The organism is Streptomyces sp. P6-2-1, from assembly GCF_050613165.1.
Taxonomy (GTDB): domain Bacteria; phylum Actinomycetota; class Actinomycetes; order Streptomycetales; family Streptomycetaceae; genus Streptomyces.
Genome location: NZ_CP192513.1, coordinates 5,004,781 through 5,025,410, shown reverse-complemented (window position 1 = coordinate 5,025,410; position 20,630 = coordinate 5,004,781). Strand labels below are relative to the sequence as shown.

The window sequence follows — 20,630 nt, the reverse complement described above, 5'->3', positions numbered from 1 at the left end:
CTCACCTCGGGCGGTCGAGTCGCTGGATGAGAAGCTCGGCGAGGCGGTCGCGGTCGAGCCCCGGGGCCGCGCCGGTGAGGTGGATGGCGTTGAGGAGCTGGTCGGCCGCGAGCAACTCGGTGCGCGAACGCTCCAGGAAGCGCGTGATGAGGTCGTCGGCGTCGCGCTCGCGCTCGCGGCCGAGGTGGGCGCGCACGAAGTTGGCGAGGCGTTCGTGGTCGGGGCGGCCCAGCTCCAGGTGGATGCAGCGGCGCAGGAGCGGCGCGGGGAAGTCGCGTTCCTCGTTGCTCGTGAGCACGACGAAGGGGAAGTGGGTGCAGGCGACCCTGCCGTCCTTGATCCGCACCTTCCGGCCGTCCGAGGTGAGGACCTCCGCCTCGTTGCCGGGGAGCCGGTCGGCGAGCCGCTGGAGTTCGGGGATGACGAACTCGCCCTCCTCCAGGATGTTGAGGAGGTCGTTGGGGAGGTCGATGTCGCTCTTGTCCAGCTCGTCGACGAGGAGGACGCGGGGGCGCGCGGAGGGGAGCAGCGCGGTGCCGAGCGGGCCGAGCCTGATGTAGTCGCCGATGCGCGCGGGCGAGCCGGGGCCCCCGGCGGCGGCCTCCGGGTCGTGGGCGGCGATCTGCACGTCCTGGAGGCGCGCTATCGCGTCGTAGTGGTAGAGCCCGTCCTGGAGCGTGGTGCGGCTGACGATGGGCCAGCGCAGGACGTCGCCGAGACGCAGTTCGTCGGCGACCGCGTGCGCGAGCGAGCTCTTGCCGACGCCGGGGCCGCCCGTGACGAGGAGCGGGCGGCGCAGGTAGAGCGCCGCGTTGATCACTTCGAGTTCCTCGGCGCCCGGGCGCAGCGAGACGGTGTGGGCGCGGTGCGCGCCGAGGCGGCGGGTCTCGGCGCCGCCGGGGGTCTCGCTCGCGCGGTGGCGGAAGTCGCGCCACGGCGGCGGCGCGGGGAGCCTGTCGATCCCGTCGTGGGGTTCCCCGGCACCCCGGTAGACGAGCCACTCCCCGGCCACGGCACCGGGCTCCTCGGACACTGCGGCCTCACTCATGATCGGCTCCCTCGTCACTGGTCTGCGGCGTCGCTCGGTCGTCTCGTCTCGTCGTCGGGCCCGCCGGGGCCCCCGGCGCGGGGCGCTCCGGCCGTACGGGGCACGGGCCACACGGTAGCGAGCGGCCCGACGCCCCGTCAGGTCTTTCACGGGGGAGCAAGCAGCGCGGGGGCGGCGCGCGGTGGGTCGTACATCAGCACGACGCCCTCCGACCAGCCCTGCCCGTGCTCGGCGGCGCGCCGCCAGTCGTGCAGCACGTAGGGCAGTTGTGCCGCGCTGTGCGCCGCGCGCACCTCCTGTCCGACCCGGGTGTGGAAACCGGAGCAGTTCCCGTCGTACGCGTACCCGGGAACCATCCCGTACGTGCGGGAGAACTCCCCCCTGCGCCGCCACAGCGCGACCCCGTACCCGGCGCGCACGAGGCGCGGGAGCGCGTCGTGGGTCACGGGGTGCTTGGGGCCCCGGTACTGGCACAGGACGGGGATCTCGGCGGGGAGCGTGACGAGGTCGTCGGCGAGCGTGCGCGGCAGCCCTCCCGCGCAGTCGAGGACGCTGCCGTGGACGCCGTCGGCGCCGGGACCGCTCGGGTGCAGGGCCGCCCAGCGCACGGGGTCGACCTCGGCCGAAGGGCCGAACTGCTCGCGGCTCGCGCAGCGCACGACGACGGGCCGTACGGTGCCGAGCGCGCCGCCGCCCGAGGGATCGGCCCACGTGTCGATCTCCAGGCCGAGCAGGTCGTGCGGCAGGGCGACGTGGAGCATCGCGGGGGCGCCGGGCTCGTCGCAGCGCTGGAAGGCGTCGGCGAGCGGTGCGGCGAGCGCGGCGGGCAGGGCGCGCAGCGGTACCGCGTCGGCGCTCTCGTGGACGGACTCGGTGAGCGGTTCGGGGCCGCCCGGCTCGCCCTCCTCCACGGCCAGGCCCCAGGTGACGTGCCCGGGCTGCCAGCCGAGCGCGTCGACGCGGAGCACGACGGCCCGGCGCGCGGTGCGCCTGCGGGGGCGCGGGAGCGGGGGCACGGGGCGTTCGTGAACTCGCCACCAGTCGGCGAGTTCGGTGTGGTAGAGGGCGCGGATCTCCGGGGGCAGCTCGTCGGCGGCGGCCTCCGCCCAGTCCCGCAGCCTGCGCAGGGCGTCCGCGGCCTCGCGGGGCGCGGCGGCGGCCGGGCCTCCCGCCAGCGGCGGGGTCCCTGCGACGAGCGGGGTCACCGCGTGGAGGACAGCGAGGACGTAGCGCAGCGCGAGCGCGTACGGGTCCCGCGCGCCGCCCGCCCGGTCGCGCAGCACGCCGAAGCCGTCGCGCCAGGCGCGCGGCAGGTGCGGGCGGTCGGCCCCGTAGAGGTCGAGGGGCAGGGCGCGCAGGAGCGTCGCGAGTTCGGCGGGCGCGGCGGGGTGCGGGAGCCCGGCGAAGAGGCCGTAGAGGCGGGCGCGGTCGAGGGGGCCCGGGCGGGCGCCCTCGCCCCACAGGGCGCGCTGGGCATCGGTCCAGGTGGGCGCGCCGCCCCCGAGCTGGGACGCGTGGTAGCGGTCGTGGTCGCGGTAGAGGGCCTGGTACAGGTCCTCGTCGGGTTCGGGCGGCTCCGGTACGGGAGCGGGTGCGCCGCCGTGCGCCTCGGGGTCCCGCGCGCGCGGCCCGGGGAGTCCCGCGGCGGGGGCGGGCGCCGCGATGTCGGTCCCGACGGGCCCCGTACCCGCGCCTTCCCACCAGGGTCCCTCGGGGAGCATCGTGCCGAAGGGCGGGGTGGCACGCTCGGCGAGGAGCCCGGGCACGGCGAGGGAGCGCAGGCAGGCGATGTCGACGGCGGAGCCGCTGCCGCCGTCGCGCAGCCGGGACTTGACGACGGCGACGACCTCGCCGCGCCGCAGGTCGACGACCGGGCCGCCCGACGAGCCCGCGATGAACCCCTCGCCCTTGAGCAGCAGTTGCTCGGCCTCGCCGGGACCGCCGAGCGTCCCGGCGACGGTGACGGCCCCGCCGCGCAGGGTCAGCGTGCCGCCGTTGTCGATCCAGCCGACCTGGTAGAGCGCGCTGCCGTCGAGCTGGGTGGCGGCGGGGCGGTCGGAGAGGTACGCGCACGTGTACGGGGCGGGTCTGCGCAGCCGTACGAGCGCGAGGTCGGGGGCCGGCCAGGAGCCGGTCGCCGGGCCGTGCTCGGGGAGGACGGCGGCGACCTCGCCTTCGAGGGCGAAGGGGAGACCGCTGGGACCCACCTGGCAGACGGTCACCCGCTCCCCCTTCCCGATCGGCCGCTGTGCCGCCCCGTCGTAGAGGACATGCGCGCAGGTCAGGACCCATTGCGGCGCGGCGAGAAAGCCGCTGCCGAGAAACAGCCCGGCCTCCTGGACGGTGTCGAGAGGGCTATACCCGGCTCGGGGAACGTGGATGCGGACGGTCGCCGCCTTCGTCAGATCCTCCAGGATCTCCCACACCGGCTGCCCCTCGCCGCCGCTCACCGCCCCGCACCCCCGGCGTTCCGCGCCCCGCACGCCGGAGCGGGCCCGCCCGCGCGGGCGGCACGCGCCGCGCACGCGCCCGCCGCAGGTCCCCGTGCCCCTCGCACCGGGCCGTCGGCATCGGCCGACGCTGCCACCGCGGCCGCCCCGGTGGCCCGTGGCGCGTCCTCACCCGCACGAGTGACACCCCACCCGTCGGCGCCGGCCGACGCGTACCGCGCGCGGGTGTCCCCTCCCGCGGGCCCCGTGGCCACCGGGCGGTCCGTCCTGAGCCGCGTCTTCCCGCTTGTCCCGCGGGTCGCGTGGTCCCCCATGCCGTGTGTCCCCCGTTCCTCTCCCGCGTGCCTGGCGGGGGCCGGTGGGCCGCCGTTCGGTCGTGGCGCGCGGGCAGAGCAGATTAGCCCCTGTGCGGTGCGGGGGCGAGGAGGAAACGGGACACCTGGCCCGCCTATCCTGTGCCTCGGGCACCTGCGATGCCTCGGGCACCCGGCGCGCCCGGCACGCCTCGGGCCCCTGCCCGCCGCCCTTACCCCTTCAGCCACCGGCCCAACCACACGGAGCAGCACGCCATGTACTTCACCGACCGCGGTATCGAGGAACTGGAGCGGCGGCGCGGCGAGGAAGAGGTGAGCTTCGAGTGGCTCGCCGAGCAGTTCCGCGTCTTCGTCGACCTCAACCCGGACTTCGAGGTCCCGGTCGAGCGCCTCGCCACCTGGCTCGCCCGCCTCGACGACGAGGACGAGGACTGACGGGCACTGACGAGCACTGACGACGACTGACGAGGACCGGGGAGGACGGGCCAGGAGCGGGGAGGACCGGGGAGGACGGGCCAGGAGCGGGGAGGACCGGCGAGGACCGGGGGCCCTCGTCGTCGGCGTGGGCGCGGGTGTGGGCATCACGCGGGACGCCGACGACGCGGCGCGGCGGGCGCGGTGCGGCGCGGTGCGGCGGGCGCGGCGCCACCCGCCCGCTCTCGGCGAGCCGCGCGTCCGCCGTCCCGGGCCGCTCGCGGGCGACGATCGGCCCTGGGGGCCCGGGCCCGTACCACACCCCCGCCCGACGTGAGGGGCGCCGAGGGCGTGCGACGCGTGGGCGGGCGCGAGGCGTCCCTCCCGCCGTACCGCCCCGGCGGCGGGGCCGCGCCCGCCTGTCCCCCGCGTCCCGCTCCCGGCCCGCCCCGGCCGCCCCGCCTCACCCGGCCGCCCAGCCCCGTACCGCCCGCATCCGGTCGTAGGCGAGCGCGGAGAGACCGTGTGCGACCAGCAACGTGCCCGCGCACGCCCAGCCGTGGTCACGGCGCCGTATCCCGTACGCGAGCAGCGGCAGCCCCGCCGCGCACTGGGCACCCGCCAGCAGGCGGGCGCCCGGGCCGCGCAACCAGGGGCCCAGGGCGCCGTGTTCGACCGCGTCCAGCTCGCCCCGTACCGCGTCGCGCCAGCCCGACCAGGACAGCGGGCGGTTGCCGGGGACCACGGCGGCGACCGAGCGGAGGCGGTCGGCGGGCTCGCCCGGCAGCAGCCCGGCGGGCAGGCGCAGTCCGGCGCGCGCGAGCACCGCGAGCACGCCGCGCAGCCGGGCGCGCGCGTCGCGCTCCGGGTCCTCGCGGGTCAGCGGCCCCAGTTCTTGCAGATCGAGCACGGGATCGAGGCCGAGCCTGAGCACGAAGGTGCGCATCGCCTCGTCCTCGCCGAGCGGTGTCCCGTCCGCCGCCCACTCGTAGCCGACCGGCCGCCGGAAACCGGAGCAGAGCACGAGACCGGCGCGCTCGTTGTCCCACCACAGGGCGATGACGGGCCACGCGGCGCCCACAGCGAGCGCCGTCGCCCACCCGGTGAGCACCCGGTCGACCGGCTCGCCGCCGTGCAGCCACGGTTTGTCCTCCGGTACGAGGGCGCTCCACCGTGCCGCGCCGCCGGGCCCGGGCTCCCCCGCGGGGCACAGCACGAGCGGCCTGCGCAGGAGCCGCGCGACGTGCGCCACCTCGTCGGGCTCCGCCCGGCACAGCAGCAACGCCCCCGCAGCGCGCTCGGCGTCCGTCGCGTCGGAGGGGGCGGCGGGCGAGACGGCGGCGTGCGGCGTGGGGCGGGACCCGCCCGGGGGATCGGCCATGCGTCCCACGCTAGGTCGGCGGCGGTCGCGCGGCCCGTGGTCGGCGTCCTTCCGTGGACCGCCCCCCGCTTCCCCCGTCCCCGTGCTTGTCCCCGTCCTCGTCCGCGCGCTTGACGCACACCATCCGCGATATATCGTGTTCGGAAGAGAACGCGATATGACGCGAAGCGCCTGTCGCGTGCTGCCGGTACGCCGCGCCCGCACGCACCACGCGCACCGCACCGCGCACACCGCGCACCGCGCCGCGCCACCGCGCACCGCGCACCGCGCGAGACACGTACGAGTGACACACGGACGAGGGAACGGGGAGGTTCGGCATGGCCGAGTGGTCCGTGGCGGAAGCACGGAAACTGAGGATCGAGGACCCGGTGCGGACCGTGCGCGTCGGGCTCATGGGCGGCGAGGTCAATGTCGTCGGGCGCCCGGGTACCGGCGCGGGGATCGGCCTCCAGGTCTCCGAGGTGGACGGTCCGCCCCTCGATGTAAGCAGCACGGACGGGGTACTCACCGTCGAGTACCCGGACGTCCCCTGGCGCGGTCCCCTCAAGTGGCTCTCGCCGCGCGTGCGCGAGCGGCACGCGGTGGTCTCGCTCGTCGTGCCCGCCGGTACCCACGTCGAGGTGCACGTCGCGGGCGCGGGGGTCACGGTCTCCGGGCTCGACGCGCCGCTCCTCGTGCACAGCGTCTCGGGCGGCGCCACGCTGACGCGCCTGAGCGGCCCCGTCGAGGCCGAGACGGTCTCCGGCGCCTTCGAGGCGCAGGCCACGAGCGGCCCGCTCCGCTTCGCCTCGGTCACGGGCACCCTCACCCTCGTCGACGGCACGGGCCCCTCGGTGCGCGCCGATTCGGTGAGCGGCGACATCATCCTCGATCTGGCCCCCGGTGAGACGCCCGCCGACATCCGGCTCGCGAGCGTCTCGGGACAGGTCGCGATCCGCCTTCCGCACCCGGCCGACGCGGTCGTCGAGGCGGACACGGCGAGCGGTTCGGTCTCCAACGCCTTCGAGGACCTGCGCGTCAGCGGCGCGTGGGGCAGCAAGAAGGTGACGGGAAGGCTCGGCCCGGGGCATGGCAGGCTCAGGGCCACGACGGTCTCCGGCTCCCTCGCGCTCCTGCGCAGGCCGCCGCGCGCGGAGGAGGGCGACCCCCGGGACCCGGGCGTCCCGCCCGAGGGGCCAGGCCCCGGCGACCGGCCCGACCAGCCCGACCGCCCCGACCAGCCCCACAGGAAGGTGCTCTGAGATGGCCCCCGTCTTCGCCCACGGCCGCCTGCGGCTGTACCTGCTCAAGCTCCTCGCCGAGGCCCCGCGCCACGGCTACGAGGTCATCCGCCTGCTCCAGGAACGCTTCGAGGGGCTCTACGCGCCCTCGGCCGGCACGGTCTACCCGCGCCTCGCCAAGCTGGAGTCCGAGGGCCTCGTCACGCACACGACCGAGGGCGGCAGGAAGGTGTACGCGATCACCGGGGCCGGTCGCGCCGAACTGGCCGCGCGCGGCGGCGAACTGGCCGAGCTGGAGCTGGAGATCCGCGAGTCGGTCGCCGAACTGGCCGCCGAGATCCGCGACGACGTACGGGGCGCGGCGGGCGAGCTGCGCCGTGAGGTGCGCGCCGAGACGGGCCGCTCCGACGCCCCGGGCGGCGCGGGTACGGGTACCGGGCGCGGCGAGGGCGAGCGCGAGGCGTGGCGCGCGGCGAAGGAGGAGCTGCGCAGGGCGAAGCAGGAGTGGCGCGAACAGGCGCGCCAGGCACGCGACGAGAGCCGCCGCGCCCGCGAGGACGCGCAGCGGGCCCGCCGTCAGGCGCGCGACGCGCAGGCGCGGGCGAAGGCGCAGGCGAAGGAGGCGCAGGAGCACTTCCAGCACATGGCCCGCCAGGTCCAGCAGCAGATGCAGGAGCACTTCAGCCGGGGCGACTGGCCGACCGGCCTGCGCGAGGGGCTGAGCGAGCTGACCCGCGAGTTCGGCCGCTTCGGGCGCGAGAGCGGCTTCGGCCAGGGGCAGGGCGGCGGTCCCTGGGGGGCGTGGGGAGGCGGCCGGGCCCCGTGGGAGGCGCGGAACGAGAAGGCCGACCGGGCCCGTGAGGAGTCCCCCGACCTGGAGAAGCACTTCGCCGAGGACCTGGACGACGCCGCGGCCGACCTGACGGGCGGGGGGCCGGGCCCCGTACTGCCCGAGTGGGCCACGGGCCCTCTCGCCGACGGCGATCCGATCCGTGAGCTGGAGCGGCTTCTCGACCGGTTCCGCGACGACGTCAGGGACGCGGCGCGCGACGGCGGCGTCACCTCCCCGCAGCTGCGCGCGGCCCGCGAGCAGCTCGCGAAGGCGGCGGCCCGTATCACCGCCCTCCTCGGGGAGCCGTCCGCTGAATGACCACCATCGCCTGGGGTCCGCTGGGCCGGGCCCCTCTCTGGCAGGCGGTGCTGCGGCTCGCGGCGGAGGAGGCGAGGGAACCCTCGCGCGACCGCACGGGACCGGCGGCCCCCGTCCGTACGGAGCCCGGGCCCCCCGCCGCCCCGCGCGCCCCCGAGATCGGCCCCGCCTCCGCGCCTCCTCCCTCGCCCACCCCCCGTCCCCACCGGAGCGGACGGGCCCTCAGAGCCCCCCGGCCCGGCGCGAGACACGGCCACCCAGGGCGTGAGCAAGGAGGGTGACGGCACCCCCGGACGGCCCCGGACGACCACGGACGGCACGGGACGGCCCCGGACAGCCAGGGAACGCCCCCGCGAAGCACCCCGGTGCGGATCGCCCACCACCCCACGAGCACGTGACCGCCCCCGGCGCGCCGGCCCGTCCCCGTTTCCCCGGCCGGGACCGACGACCACCGGCCCCGGGGCCCGGCGTCACGGGCGCGGGGAGCACTGGGGGAAGCACTGGTACGCGCCGCGCCGGGGCCCTCGCCACCGCCCCGCGTCAGCGGACCCCGGCCGCGGCGGACCTGCCCGACGGCGCCGGACTCCCGTACCGGCACCCCGGCACCCCGGCACCGGCGCGAGGCACCGGCGCGGGCCCGCGGCGCGAGGCACCGGCCGCCGCGCCGCACCGCCCGCGCCCTCGTCACCTCACCGCCGTGCGACCCCGTCCTCCCGGGCCGCGCGCGCGACCGCCTCGGTCACCGCGGGGGCGACGCGCTCGTCGAAGGGCGAGGGGATGACGTAGTCCGCGGCCAGTTCCTCGCCGACCACGTCGGCGAGCGCCTCGGCCGCCGCGATCTTCATGCGCTCCGTGATGTCCGATGCCCGGACCTGGAGGGCGCCAGCGAAGATGCCGGGGAAGGCGAGCACGTTGTTGATCTGGTTCGGGTAGTCGCTGCGCCCGGTCGCGACGACGGCCGCGTACTTGTGCGCGACGTCCGGGTGGACCTCCGGGTTCGGGTTGGCCATCGCGAAGACGAAGGAGTCCTTCGCCATCGTCGCGACCGCGGTCTCGGGCACCGTGCCGCCCGAGACACCGATGAAGACGTCGGCCCCCGCCAGCGCCGCCTCCAGCGAACCGCTCAGCCCCGCCAGGTTGGTCAGCTCGGCGATCTCCCGCTTGACCGGCGTCAGATCGGCGCGGTCCGTGCTGAGGACGCCCTTGCGGTCGCAGACCGCCACGTCCCCGATCCCCGCGGCGAGCAGGAACTTCGCGATGGCCGCGCCCGCCGCTCCCGCGCCCGAGATGACGGCGCGCAGCTGCCCGATCTCGCGTCCCGTCAGCTTCGCGGCGTTGCGCAGGGCGGCGAGCGTGACGACGGCGGTGCCGTGCTGGTCGTCGTGGAAGACGGGGATGTCGAGCCGCTCCTTGAGCCGCCGCTCGATCTCGAAGCAGCGCGGCGCGGAGATGTCCTCCAGGTTGACGCCGCCGAAGGAGGGCGCGAGCCGCGCCACGGTCTCGACGATCTCGTCCGTGTCCGTCGTGGCGAGCGCGAGCGGCACCGCGTCGACGCCGGCGAACTGCTTGAAGAGGATCGCCTTGCCCTCCATGACGGGCATCGAGGCGGCCGGGCCGATGTCACCGAGGCCGAGAACGGCCGTGCCGTCCGTGACGACGGCGACGACCTGGGACGTCCAGGTGTACTCGTGGGCGAGTTCGGGGCGCTCGGCGATGGCCGTGCACACCTCGGCGACGCCGGGCGTGTAGGCGAGCGAGAGGTCGTCGCGGTTCTGCACGGGGACCGTCGCGGTGATCTCCATCTTGCCGCCCCGGTGGAGGGCGAAGGCGGGGTGGAGACCGGCGTCGGCGTGCGCCGCGTCCGGCTCCGGCGCCTCCGGGTGGTTCGCGGAACCGTCGACCGCGCCCGCGACGCCCGCACCGGCGCCGGTATCGGGTGTGGCTTCGGCAATGTCCGCTTGAGCTGACATGGGAGGAACCCCTTTGTTCGTACATCGTCAGTTGAGGGTGTCCGCCCCCTGGTGAGGAGGGCGGGCGGGCACCGCGCAGCCCGCCGGCGACCCGGGTCCCCGGTCGGGAACCACGGCTTCCACGCTTTCGGGAAACACTTCCGGCAGGGGAAACACTTCCGCGAAGGAATAGGCCACAGGTACGGGCACATGCGCGCGGACGCGCCGCACACGCGTCCTGAGCCCCTGATGAGGGGTGTAGCCGTCTTTTCTACCGGATCGTGCCCGCCTCGTACGAGTCCTTTCGGACGAGTGCCCGGTCACACACGGCCCCGCGCGCCCGCGCGCGCCCCACGCCCGGGCCCCGCGAACCACCCCACGTGCCCTCAAGAACCCCCAAGAAACGAGGAAATCCCCAAGAGACCCACAGTGCGTCAAGCCGCTCAGGCGGCACGAGAAGCGGCAAAGCGTCTCGCATCCCGAGATAGCGACTCACGCCAGGCATCCCGCACCTTTGCGCGCCGCGAAATCCCCTCGGGCCGACACCCCGTCAACTCGTCACAGACCCCGACGCGTTACGCGCCGGAACACCACCCGTTCGATCCCGTTATCCGATTTTGACATCGGCGACCCCCTGAGCACTCTCGTCCGAATGGCAAGATGCCCTGCATCGCACAGGGTCACGACACTCGAAGGCGCGTTCACCGTGACCCCCGTCGGCAATTCCAGACTTCCGCCGGAGGGACCCTCATGACCACCAACTTCCCGCGTCGCCCGTTCGCCGTGAAGCCCCGTGCAGCGACGGCCGCCGCTGTCGTGGTCGCGGGTGCCCTGCTCCTCGGCGCCTGCGGCGACCAGACGAAGGACGACGACAAGAAGGAGCCCGCCGCTTCGGCCGGTTCGTCGAAGGCCGCCGGAGCCTCGCTCAAGGACCAGCTGCCCGCGGAGATCCGCGACAAGGGCGTCATCAAGGTCGGTTCGGACATCGCGTACCCGCCCGTCGAGTACAAGGACAAGTCCGGCAAGGTCGTCGGCATCGACATCGACCTCGCCGAGGCGCTCGGCAAGGAGCTGGGCGTCACGTTCGAGTTCCAGAACGCGACCTTCGACACGCTCCTCACCGGTCTGCGTTCCAAGCGCTACGACCTCGCGATGTCCGCCATGACCGACACGGCCGACCGCCAGAACGGCGTCGACGGCGACACGGGCAAGAAGGTCGGCGAGGGCGTCGACTTCGTCGACTACTTCACGGCGGGCGTCTCGATCTACACGCCGAAGGGCAAGACCCAGGGCATCAAGACCTGGTCCGACCTGTGCGGCAAGAAGATCGTCCTCCAGCGCGGCACCGTCTCGCACGACCTCGCGAAGGCCGAGTCGAAGAAGTGCGCGGGCGGCAAGAAGATCGCGATCGAGGCCTACGACAACGACCAGCAGGCCCAGACCCGCCTGCGCGCGGGTGGCGGCGACGCGGGCTCGTCCGACTTCCCCGTCGCGGCCTGGGCGGTCAAGACCTCGGGCGGCGGCAAGGACTTCGAGCTGGTCGGCGAGCAGGTCGAGGCCGCCCCGTACGGCATCGCGATCGCCAAGTCGAACACCCAGCTGCGCGACGTGATCAAGGCTGCGATGGACGCGATCATCGCCAACGGCGAGTACGACAAGGTCATCAGCAAGTGGGGCGTCGAGGACGGCAAGGTCACCGAGGCCACCGTCAACGCCGGCAAGTGACCTGACGGGGCGCGGGTTTCCCGTACGGCGGCGGGTTGCCGTCCCGTACGGGAAACCCGCGGCCCCCGTCCCCCGCGCGGGCCCGCGCCCGCGCCCGACCCCACCCCCGGAGCGAAGGCAGTACTCGTGTCCCCCGAAGAGCCCACCACTCCCCCGGAGCCGGACCGCGCGTCCGAGCCCGGGGACGCCAGGCCCACGGACCTGGAGAAACCGGCCACCGACGCCGAAGCGGCCGACGTGACGAAGACCCCGCAGCCCCCGGCCACCCCGGAGGCCCCGAAGAGCCTGGCCAACCCGGAGGCCCCGAAGAGCCCGGAGGGCCCGGCCAGCCCGAAGAGCCCGGAGCCCAGGGCCACCCCCGGGTCCCCTGCCGCCACGGTCACCACGAAGGCCCGGGGCGCCGAGGCCATCCGCGCCGTTCCCGTACGCCACTACGGCCGCTGGGTCGCCGCCGTCGTCTCGCTCGCCGCCCTCGCCGCACTGGTCTACGCCTTCTCGCAGGGCAAGATCAACTGGGGTGCCGTCCCCGACTACTTCTTCGACGACCGCATCCTCAGCGGCCTCGGCAAGACGCTGCTCCTGACCGTCATCGCGATGCTCATCGGCATCGTGGGCGGTGTGGTCCTCGCCGTCATGCGCCTGTCGAAGAACCCGGTGACCTCGTCGATCGCCTGGTTCTACATCTGGTTCTTCCGCGGCACCCCTGTCCTCGTGCAGCTCATGGTCTGGTTCAACCTGGGCCTCGTCTTCGAGTACATCAACCTCGGCCCGGTCTACAAGGACTACTGGGCCAACTTCATGACCCCGCTGCTCACCGCGCTGCTCGGCCTCGGCCTCAACGAGGCCGCGTACATGGCGGAGATCTGCCGCGCCGGGCTGCTCGCGGTCGACGAGGGCCAGACCGAGGCGTCCCACGCCCTCGGCATGAGTCACGCGAAGACACTGCGCCGCATCGTGATCCCGCAGGCCATGCGCGTCATCGTGCCGCCGACGGGCAACGAGGTCATCAACATGCTCAAGACGACCTCGCTCGTCGCCGCCGTGCAGTACCCGGAACTCCTGCGCGCGGCCCAGGACATCGGCCAGGTCTCGGGCGCGCCCGTCGAGATGCTCTTCCTCGCCGCCGCCTGGTACCTCATCCTGACCTCGGTCCTGAGCATCGGGCAGTTCTACATCGAGCGGTACTACGCGCGCGGCTCCAGCCGGGCGCTGCCCGCGACCCCCTGGCAGAAGGTCAGGGCGAGCGTCCTCGCCGTGGGCCGCCCGAACGGAGGCATGGCATGAGCGACCGCATCCCCCCGATGACGACCGGCGGGCAGGTACCGATGGTCCGCGCCGAGTCCGTGCACAAGTCCTTCGGGCCCGTCGAGGTCCTCAAGGGCATCGACCTGGAGGTCCGCCAGGGCGAGGTCTTCTGCCTCATCGGTCCCTCGGGCTCCGGCAAGTCGACCTTCCTGCGCTGCATCAACCACCTGGAGAAGATCAACGCGGGCCGCCTGTACGTCGACGGCGAACTCGTCGGCTACCGGCAGCGCGGCGAGAAGCTGTACGAGCTGAAGGACAGCGAGGTCGCGCTGCGCCGCCGCGACATCGGCATGGTCTTCCAGCGCTTCAACCTCTTCCCGCACAAGACGGCCCTGGAGAACATCATCGAGGCGCCGACGCAGGTCAAGGGCGTCACGAAGGCGGCCGCGCGCGAGCAGGCCCGCGCACTCCTGGCGCGCGTGGGGCTCGCCGACAAGGCCGACAGCTACCCGGCGCAGCTCTCGGGCGGCCAGCAGCAGCGCGTCGCGATCGCCCGCGCGCTCGCGATGGAGCCGAAGCTCATGCTCTTCGACGAGCCGACTTCGGCCCTCGACCCCGAACTGGTCGGCGACGTACTCGACGTCATGCGCGACCTCGCCGAGAGCGGCATGACGATGATCGTCGTGACCCACGAAATGGGCTTCGCCCGCGAGGTCGGCGACTCGCTCGTCTTCATGGACGGCGGCGTCGTCGTCGAATCCGGCCACCCCCGCGAGGTCCTCACCGCCCCCCGCCACGAACGCACCCGCGCCTTCCTCTCGAAGGTGCTGTGAGGCGAACGGAAGCCCGATGAGCCGGGCACGCGGCACGGGCCACAGAACCCCGCACGCCACCACGAACCGCAGACGGGGCAGGACGCGGTTCGGCGTGGGCGTGGGCGCGGCACCGAACGGCGCCGGGGGCCGCGGGCAGAACGGGACGTCGTACGGCGCCGCGTGCCACCGGCAGAACGGCCCCTCACACGGCGCCGCGAGCCGCGGGCAGGGCGTGGCCTCGTACGGCGCCACCGGCCGCAGGCGGTCCGGCACGCGACGCGGCGCCACCGACCACGGGCGGGACGTGGCACCGTACGGCGGCGCGAGCCGCACGACCGGCCGGGACACCGTGGCGCGCGGCCCGGCACGGGGCATCGCGCGGCGGGCGGGGGCGAGGTGGAGTGCGGTCCGATCCCTGGGGCGGGACAGCGCCGGGCGGCGCCTCGCACGGGGCATCACCGCGCGGCACTCGTCGGGGAACGTCCCCACCCGGTGCCCGCACCGGGACGCCACACGGCGGTACGTGGCGCGGGACCTCGCACGGCCGCATCTGGCACGGGGCGTCGCACGGCGGTGCCTGGCGCGGGACGCCGAGCGGCGGCGTCGGGCGCGGAACGTCGCACGGCGGTGCCAGGACCGGGATCTCGTGCGGCGGCGGCGCGGGGGCAGGGCGTCCTGTGGCGAGCGGCCCGCGTGAGGCGGTACGTGCCCGGGAGGAGCACACGCCGCGACTCCGCACCCGCACGCCCCTTCCCCTCCGCCGCGGGCCCGTGCCCGTGCTCAGCGCAGCCCGAGTACCAGGGCGTCGGAGGGCGAGGCCCAGACCGTACGGGCCTCGGCGAAACCCGCCTCGCGGAGCGTCGCCGCGTGCCACGTGGGCGGCTGCGTATCGCCCTCGGAGTGCACGCCGAAGAGCTTCATGCGCTCAGCGACGGGCCCGGCGAACGCGGGCTCATCGGCCAGCGCCGCCCACCACGCGTCCCAGTCCTGCGCCCCCGCGGCCAGCGCCCGGTCCATCACGGCATGCCGCCAGGCGCGCTCGGCCGCGTTGATCCGGGGCGTGGCCGGGTCGGGCATGTGGTCGGCGTTCATGAAGGCGCCGCCTTCGCGCACGAGCGGTGCGAGCTGCCCGTACAGCGTGCGCAGGGCCTCCGTGGGCATCCAGTGCAGCGCCGTCGCGGTGAGGACGACGTCGTACGTGGCGTGCGGCAGTGCCTCGCGCCAGCCCGGGTCCGTCAGATCGGCGTCCACGACGTCGACGCGCGCGTCGCCCGCGAAGGTGCCGCGCGCGAGCGCGAGCAGCGCCGGGTCTCGGTCGACAGCCGTCGAGCGGGCCTCGGGGAACCTTCGCAACACGCGGTCCGTAATACTTCCCGTACCGCAGGCGAGGTCGAGGACCCGCGGCGCGGTGCCGACGAGCGCCTCGGCCATGTCGAGCATGACGCGGAACCGCTCCTCGCGGTCCGGCATGTACCACTCCTGCTGACGGTCCCAGCTCTTCTGCCAGGCCCCGAAGTCGGTGCCGCCGTCGCCCGTACCCATCTCCGCCTCCACCTCGTCCGCACGAGAGCCGCACGAGAGCCGCGCAAGTCCCGCGCGAGCCCCCGAGAAGTAATACCCTCTACAGATATCCGACCATTACGGCCGGTCGACATGCGCACCCTAGTCCGCCCCTGTAAGGACAACAAGTGGAACTGGCCTATTACTCGGACTACGCCGTACGTCTCGTGAACACCGAGGAACCGGGACGCCGCAAGGACACCCTGACCTCGGTCGACGCGGTACGCGCGCTCATCGGTGCGGACACGCAGGCCGCCCGGCGCGCGGGCGAGGCGGACGTGACCCGCTTCCGCAGCGTGCGCGCGCGGCTGCGCGCGATCTTCGAGGCGGCCGAGGGCGGCGAGGAGCACGAGGCGGTCCACCTGCTCAACTCGCTGCTCCTCGAATACCCCGTCTCGCCGCAGATCTCCGGCCACGAGTACCTCGACGCCTCGGGCCGCCCGCGCTGGCACATGCACCTCGCCGAGCACCCGTCGAACGCGACCGCCGGGTACGCGGCCGTCGCCGCGATGGGCCTGGCCTTCCACCTCACCGAGTACGGCGTCGACCGCCTCGGCATCTGCGAGGCGGAGCCCTGCCGCAACGCCTACCTGGACACCTCCACCAACCGCTCGCGCCGCTACTGCTCCGACCGCTGCGCCACCCGCGCCAACGTCGCCGCCTACCGCGCCCGCAAGCGCCGCGCCGCCGCCGAGCCGGAGACGGAACGCACCGAGCCGAACCCCCAGCGCACGAAGGAGGCGGCGGCCGCGAGCCGTCCCGAGGAGACCTGACCGAAGGCGCCCCGGCCCTTGGCCTCGGGCCCCTCCGGCTCCCGGACTTCCAGCTCCCGGCCCGGCGTCCCCGCACCGCTCGCGACGCCCGCTCCCGCACCGCCCGCCGTCGCGGCGACGAGCTGGTCCTCGCTGTCCGGCCGACGCGGGCGGTACCGCCCGAGCACCCGTCCGAGCACGAGTTCCTGCGGCACGACGCCGTAGTCGTTGCTGTCGCCCCCGGCCCAGGGATTGTCCGCGAGGACCCACCAGCCCGCGCCCCGGCGCTCAGCCGCCCGCTTGACGATGAGCAGGTCCTGCTGGAAGGGATGACGCAGCACCACCACGTCACCCGGTTTGACCCGCGCCCCGTACCGGACGAGCAGCCGGTCGCCGTGACGCAGCGTCGGCAGCATCGAGGGACCCCGCACCTCGGCGACACCGAGCGGAATCCTCGATTCCCCTATGCGCACGCGCCCTTCCGCCTCCGACATCGTCCAACCTCCCGCTCTCCGTGTCGTTCGCCATCGGTTCCTGGACCGAATGGCCCCTAGTCTCACCCCGGACTTTTGGCCTAGGCCCCCGGGGGCACCCGAGAAAACCAGGTCCTCACGGAGTAATGTCCCACCTGAGAAGACGATCACGAGGAAGGACAGCTTCATGCTCTCCCGCCTGTTTGCCCCCAAGGTCACGGTCAGCGCCCACTGCGACCTGCCCTGCGGCGTCTACGACCCGGCGCAGGCCAGGATCGAGGCCGAGTCGGTCAAGGCCGTCCAGGAGAAGTACCAGGCCAACGAAGACGCCGACTACCGCACCCGCTGCATCATCATCAAGGAGCAGCGCGCCGAGCTGGCCAAGCACCACGTCTCGGTCCTGTGGAGCGACTACTTCAAGGCCCCGCACTTCGAGAAGTACCCGGAGCTGCACCAGCTCGTCAACGACACCCTCAAGGCCCTCTCGGCCGCCAAGGGCTCGAACGACCCGGCCACCGGCCAGAAGGCGCTCGACCTGATCGCCCAGATCGACAAGATCTTCTGGGAGACCAAGAAGGCCTGAGCCCCGCTCAGCCCTGACCCCTCCCCCTCCTGGCCCGCCCGGCGGCGGGCGACGAGAGGGAAGGCTTTCCGCACCCGGTCCCGCACGGCCTCCTGGCTGTGGGGGCCGGGTGCGGTGCTGTGTCGGCTTCCGCGCCGATGACCTGCCGCGCCGTCACCGCGGCTCCCCGCCGAGCGCCCTCCAGTGCCGGTCTCCCGCTCCTGGCGGGGCGTCGCCCACCGGGCGGCCCCCGGAGGGGACGCGGCCCCTCCGGCCCCGCCTCGGCCGAAGGGACACCGCCGCACCGGCTACCGTTCTTCGCCGCCTCGCCCAGCGCGGCGACGCTCACCCGACCCCCGCTCCACGCCCCCCGGGGGGCGCTCGGCACGCTCACGCCCCGGAGCGGCCCGGAGCGGCCCGGAGCGGCCCTACCCGGCCGTGGGCGCACGGCCGCAGGTCGTCACCGGGGCCGCCCCCGGGATCAGGCCTCCTTCGGGGACGGGTGGGAGGTGAGGGCGAGGCGGACCAGGGAGAGGAGTTCCTCCTCATCGACGCCGAGGCGGCGGGCCTCGGCGGCGAGTTCGACGGCGCGGGCGAGGAGACCGGCCCGGAAGCGGGCCCCCTCCATCTCGACGACGACGGCTCCGCGCCCTCGGCGCAGCTCGATCAGGCCCTCGTCCCGCAGCCGTTGGTAACCCCGGAGCACGGTGTGCACGTTGACGTCGAGCGAGTCGGCGAGTGCCCGCGCCGCCGGGAGGCGCTCGCCCGGGCTGAGGGAGCCCTCCGCGAGGGCCGCGCGGACCGAGGCGGCGATCTGCTCGCCGAGCGGGACCTGTGACGAGGGGTCGGTGCGGAAGAGCATCAGCCGCCGCCTGGTCGTGGGGAGGAGCCGTCCTCTCGCGCCGCGAGGGTGTTGAGGAGCGCGGCCGCCGTGCGGGCGTCCCGCGTCGTGACGGCGAAGTCGCGCCCGTCCTCCCTGCGCACCACGAGCGCCTCGCCCGAGTGCAGGATGACTCCCGTCCCCCGGGGGCTCACCCGATACCCCCAGCCGCCCCACTCCAGAGCGCGGACGTGCTGCGCGCGGGCCGTGGCGACCTGGTCGAGGCCGATGCGGGTGCGGGGCCAGGGCAGGTATCCGGCGGCGACCGTCAGGCCGTGCCGGTCGACGGTGACGCGCACGGCGCTCAGAGCGAAGGTCAGCAGCCCCGCGAGCAGGAGCGGCAGTCCCGCGCCGACGAGTCCGGCCGCGAGCAGGCCCACACCCAGCAGGAAGATCCCCGCGCCCATCCCCGTGAGCACCGCGGAGGTGTTGTGCGCCGACCAGCCGGCCAGCTCCCCTGGACGCAGCGTCAGCCGCTCCGGGGCGCCGGGCAGTGGTCCGCGCTCCGGCCCGCGCAAGGCAGGGGGCAGCAGGCGGCGCACGAGTGCCCCCAGCCCGGCGGCGAGAAGGGCGGCACCCAGCCCCGCCACCAACTGCACCCAGGACAGCCGCACATCCCCTTCGGCGGACGCCTGCGTGTTCACGACGAGCACCGCGCTGAGCAGGTAACCGAGCAGCCCCGCGGTCCCCCACCCGATCACGGTCCACGCGCTCCGCGCCGCGCGGCCCGCCCCCGGGAGGGCCGCGCCGAGGCCGAAGACGAGCGCGAGGCCGCCGAATACGGCGAGGCACACCCACGGATAAGTGCTCGTGGCGCCCCAGTCGTCGGCCGTGCCGCTGCCGGAGAAGTGGGTGGCGATGCGGTCTCCGAGCTTGTCCCGCGTGCGCAGGTAGAAGACGACGGTGACGGCGAGCCCGACGAGGAACGGTGCCGCGTCGAGCAACATGCCCGGCCAGCGCGCGCCGCCCCCTCCGGTCCCGACGCCGCCCGTACGCGGCGGTCCGCCCGTGCTGTTCCCGTCCGGCCTCTTGGCCTCGTGTCCCCCGTACACCCCTCACTCCTTTCGTGTCGCACCGCTGGCCGCCCTGTGCGTGCCCGCTCCGTACGACTTGTTCGCAAGCTATGCGAACAACTATCGGGTGCTTGCCCGGCGAACAGCTCTTCGAACCTCGATGCGCGAAGAAACTTTCGCGAGATGCGGAGGGACACCTTCCGCATCTCGCGCGGATCTTTTCGCCGGGCCGGGAACTCGCCCCGCCCGGCGGCCGTTGGACCGGACACACAAGCACACACAGACACACACCGCACGCTCGCGGACAGGTGGCGTGAACAGGCAGAATTCGACCTGCCGGTTCGTCACCGCCGGGAAGCGCGGTGCAGGAGGGGGATCGTTCTCATGGCAGGTTTTCTCGACCGCGCGAAGGAACAGGCGCAGCGCGGACTGGCGCAGGGCAAGCAGAAGTACGACGACGTGCAGACCCAGCGCACGGGGAACGAGCTGCTGAAGAAGCTCGGCGCCGCGTACTACGCGGAGCGCAGGGGCAGCGGCGACCCCGCGGCCACCCGGCGCGCCCTGGAGGCAGTGGAGTCCCACATAGTCACGCACGGCGACGGTTTCCTGCCCCGCTGAGCCGGGGCGGGTCCCGCACGGCCCGTCCGTACACGCGAGCGATTCGCGTACGACAATGGGCGGATGCCGTCCGCAGTCTTTCCCGGTGCCTCGCAGCCGGAGGCCCCCGCCTCGCTCGTCGAGCGGCTGGGCGCGCCCGCCCTGCCCTCTCCCTTGCGGGAGGTCGTGGACGCACCCTTCGCCCGCAGGGGAGTACGTCTCTTCCTGAAGCGGGACGATCTTGTGCACCCGGCGATTCCCGGCAACAAGTGGCGGAAGCTGGTCCCGGCACTCGCGGGACTGGTCCCGGGGCAGACGCTCGTGACCTTCGGCGGCGCCTGGTCCAGCCACCTGCGGGCGACGGCCGCCGCCGGGCGGCTTCTCGGGGTGCCGACAGTGGGTCTCGTACGGGGCGAGGAGCTGGCCACGCGGCCGCTCAACCCGGCTCTGGAGCGGTGCCGCGCGGACGGCATGCGCCTCCACTTCGTGGACCGCTCCCGCTACCGGCGCAAGCGCGAGCCGGGGACCCTGCGCTCCCTGCTGGACGAGGCCGGAGTCGCGCAGCCGTATCTCGTGCCCGAGGGCGGGAGCAGCCCGGCGGCCGTACGGGGTTGCGCGGAGCTGGGCAGGGAGATGCGTGGCCTGGCGGAGGTGGTGGCGCTCGCCTGCGGCACCGGTGGCACACTGGCCGGCCTCGCGGCCGGGCTCGGCCCGGGGAGCAGGGCTCTGGGCATCCCGGTCGTGAAGGGCGGCTTCCTCGCGGAGGAGGTCCGGTCCCTGCAAACCGCGGCCTTCGGCTCCGTCCTGGGCCCTTGGTCGCTCGACGAGCGCTTCCACGCCGGGGGCTACGCCCGGCTGCCGACCGCGCTCGACCGCTTCGCCTCGGACTTCGAGGACCGCCACGGCCTTCCGGTGGAGCGCCTCTACGTCGCCAAGCTCCTCCACGCCCTCACGTGCCTCGCCGAGGAAGGCGCCTTCCCCCCGGGCACGCGTGTGGCTGCCGTCGTCACAGGCCTCCCCGGGCCGGGCCTCAGCTCCGGCCTGGGCACCCGCTGACTGACGACGAGGCGGGACGGAGCACG

General features: G+C 74.4%; 17 protein-coding genes and 1 pseudogene. 10 read left to right on the top strand and 8 right to left on the bottom strand.

The features are described from left to right. Position 1: 1 nt before the first annotated feature. Together ACQYWQ_RS21560 and ACQYWQ_RS21555 are read right to left on the bottom strand one after the other, a co-directional pair. Positions 2–1,048 (bottom strand): AAA family ATPase, encoded by a 1,047-nt coding sequence (locus ACQYWQ_RS21560; RefSeq protein WP_431036724.1) that lies wholly within the window; start codon positions 1,046–1,048, stop codon positions 2–4. A 146-nt stretch (positions 1,049–1,194) separates the two neighbouring features. Beyond that, positions 1,195–3,498: a trypsin-like peptidase domain-containing protein gene (locus ACQYWQ_RS21555; protein WP_431036722.1), complete on the bottom strand. Its 2,304-nt coding sequence runs from the start codon at positions 3,496–3,498 to the stop codon at positions 1,195–1,197. Between the two features lie 569 nt (positions 3,499–4,067). Here ACQYWQ_RS21555 and ACQYWQ_RS21550 point away from each other — a divergent pair. Beyond that, entirely contained in the window at positions 4,068–4,247 is a 180-nt protein-coding gene (locus ACQYWQ_RS21550) for a DUF6104 family protein (protein ID WP_007822171.1), read from the top strand. A 442-nt stretch (positions 4,248–4,689) separates the two neighbouring features. Here ACQYWQ_RS21550 and ACQYWQ_RS21545 read toward each other — a convergent pair whose 3' ends face one another. Next, positions 4,690–5,607 carry a hypothetical protein gene (locus ACQYWQ_RS21545; protein WP_431036720.1) on the bottom strand — a complete coding sequence of 306 codons (918 nt, stop codon included), beginning with the start codon at positions 5,605–5,607 and terminating at the stop codon, positions 4,690–4,692. Positions 5,608–5,924: 317 nt separating this feature from the next. Between ACQYWQ_RS21545 and ACQYWQ_RS21540 the strand changes: the two genes are divergently transcribed. After that, positions 5,925–6,848 (top strand): DUF4097 family beta strand repeat-containing protein, encoded by a 924-nt coding sequence (locus ACQYWQ_RS21540; protein ID WP_431036719.1) that lies wholly within the window; start codon positions 5,925–5,927, stop codon positions 6,846–6,848. Between the two features lies 1 nt (position 6,849). Continuing rightward, a complete protein-coding gene (locus ACQYWQ_RS21535; RefSeq protein ID WP_431036717.1) occupies positions 6,850–7,977 on the top strand; it encodes a helix-turn-helix transcriptional regulator in 1,128 nt (375 codons plus the stop codon). A gap of 689 nt (positions 7,978–8,666) precedes the next feature. Here ACQYWQ_RS21535 and ACQYWQ_RS21530 read toward each other — a convergent pair. Further along, positions 8,667–9,947 (bottom strand): NAD(P)-dependent malic enzyme, encoded by a 1,281-nt coding sequence (locus tag ACQYWQ_RS21530; protein WP_431036715.1) that lies wholly within the window; start codon positions 9,945–9,947, stop codon positions 8,667–8,669. Positions 9,948–10,676: 729 nt separating this feature from the next. Between ACQYWQ_RS21530 and ACQYWQ_RS21525 the strand changes: the two genes are divergently transcribed. From ACQYWQ_RS21525 to ACQYWQ_RS21515, 3 genes are all read left to right on the top strand, one after another. Continuing rightward, complete coding sequence (locus ACQYWQ_RS21525; protein ID WP_431036714.1) at positions 10,677–11,651, top strand: ABC transporter substrate-binding protein; 975 nt, start codon at positions 10,677–10,679, stop codon at positions 11,649–11,651. Between the two features lie 408 nt (positions 11,652–12,059). Continuing rightward, complete coding sequence (locus tag ACQYWQ_RS21520) at positions 12,060–12,935, top strand: amino acid ABC transporter permease (protein WP_431039287.1); 876 nt, start codon at positions 12,060–12,062, stop codon at positions 12,933–12,935. After that, entirely contained in the window at positions 12,932–13,729 is a 798-nt protein-coding gene (locus ACQYWQ_RS21515; RefSeq protein ID WP_431036713.1) for an amino acid ABC transporter ATP-binding protein, read from the top strand. The genes ACQYWQ_RS21520 and ACQYWQ_RS21515 overlap by 4 nt, the downstream gene beginning before the upstream one ends. Positions 13,730–14,491: 762 nt before the next feature. Here the strand turns inward: ACQYWQ_RS21515 and ACQYWQ_RS21510 are convergent. Beyond that, the gene (locus ACQYWQ_RS21510; RefSeq protein WP_431036712.1) at positions 14,492–15,253 is read right to left on the bottom strand and encodes a class I SAM-dependent methyltransferase; all 762 of its coding nucleotides are present in this window, start codon (positions 15,251–15,253) and stop codon (positions 14,492–14,494) included. Positions 15,254–15,399: 146 nt separating this feature from the next. Between ACQYWQ_RS21510 and ACQYWQ_RS21505 the strand changes: the two genes are divergently transcribed. Continuing rightward, a complete protein-coding gene (locus ACQYWQ_RS21505) occupies positions 15,400–16,044 on the top strand; it encodes a CGNR zinc finger domain-containing protein (RefSeq protein WP_431036711.1) in 645 nt (214 codons plus the stop codon). A gap of 137 nt (positions 16,045–16,181) precedes the next feature. On the opposite strand, the pseudogene sodX reads toward ACQYWQ_RS21505, so the two are convergent. After that, positions 16,182–16,517, bottom strand: a pseudogene (gene sodX / locus ACQYWQ_RS21500) (nickel-type superoxide dismutase maturation protease); the annotation flags it as partial. 166 nt (positions 16,518–16,683) lie between these two features. Between sodX and sodN the strand changes: the two are divergent. Further along, the gene (gene sodN, locus ACQYWQ_RS21495; protein ID WP_008745663.1) at positions 16,684–17,079 is read left to right on the top strand and encodes a superoxide dismutase, Ni; all 396 of its coding nucleotides are present in this window, start codon (positions 16,684–16,686) and stop codon (positions 17,077–17,079) included. Positions 17,080–17,539: 460 nt separating this feature from the next. Here the strand turns inward: sodN and ACQYWQ_RS21490 are convergent, their stop codons facing one another. Further along, positions 17,540–17,920: a GntR family transcriptional regulator gene (locus ACQYWQ_RS21490; RefSeq protein ID WP_431036709.1), complete on the bottom strand. Its 381-nt coding sequence runs from the start codon at positions 17,918–17,920 to the stop codon at positions 17,540–17,542. Next, positions 17,920–18,990 (bottom strand): DUF1648 domain-containing protein, encoded by a 1,071-nt coding sequence (locus ACQYWQ_RS21485; RefSeq protein WP_431036708.1) that lies wholly within the window; start codon positions 18,988–18,990, stop codon positions 17,920–17,922. The genes ACQYWQ_RS21490 and ACQYWQ_RS21485 overlap by 1 nt, the downstream gene beginning before the upstream one ends. Positions 18,991–19,335: 345 nt before the next feature. Between ACQYWQ_RS21485 and ACQYWQ_RS21480 the strand changes: the two genes are divergently transcribed. Together ACQYWQ_RS21480 and ACQYWQ_RS21475 are read left to right on the top strand one after the other, a co-directional pair. After that, positions 19,336–19,569 carry a hypothetical protein gene (locus ACQYWQ_RS21480; protein WP_431036707.1) on the top strand — a complete coding sequence of 78 codons (234 nt, stop codon included), beginning with the start codon at positions 19,336–19,338 and terminating at the stop codon, positions 19,567–19,569. Between the two features lie 63 nt (positions 19,570–19,632). Continuing rightward, positions 19,633–20,604, top strand: coding sequence for a 1-aminocyclopropane-1-carboxylate deaminase/D-cysteine desulfhydrase (locus tag ACQYWQ_RS21475; RefSeq protein ID WP_431036706.1), 972 nt, complete (start codon positions 19,633–19,635; stop codon positions 20,602–20,604). Positions 20,605–20,630 lie beyond the last annotated feature (26 nt).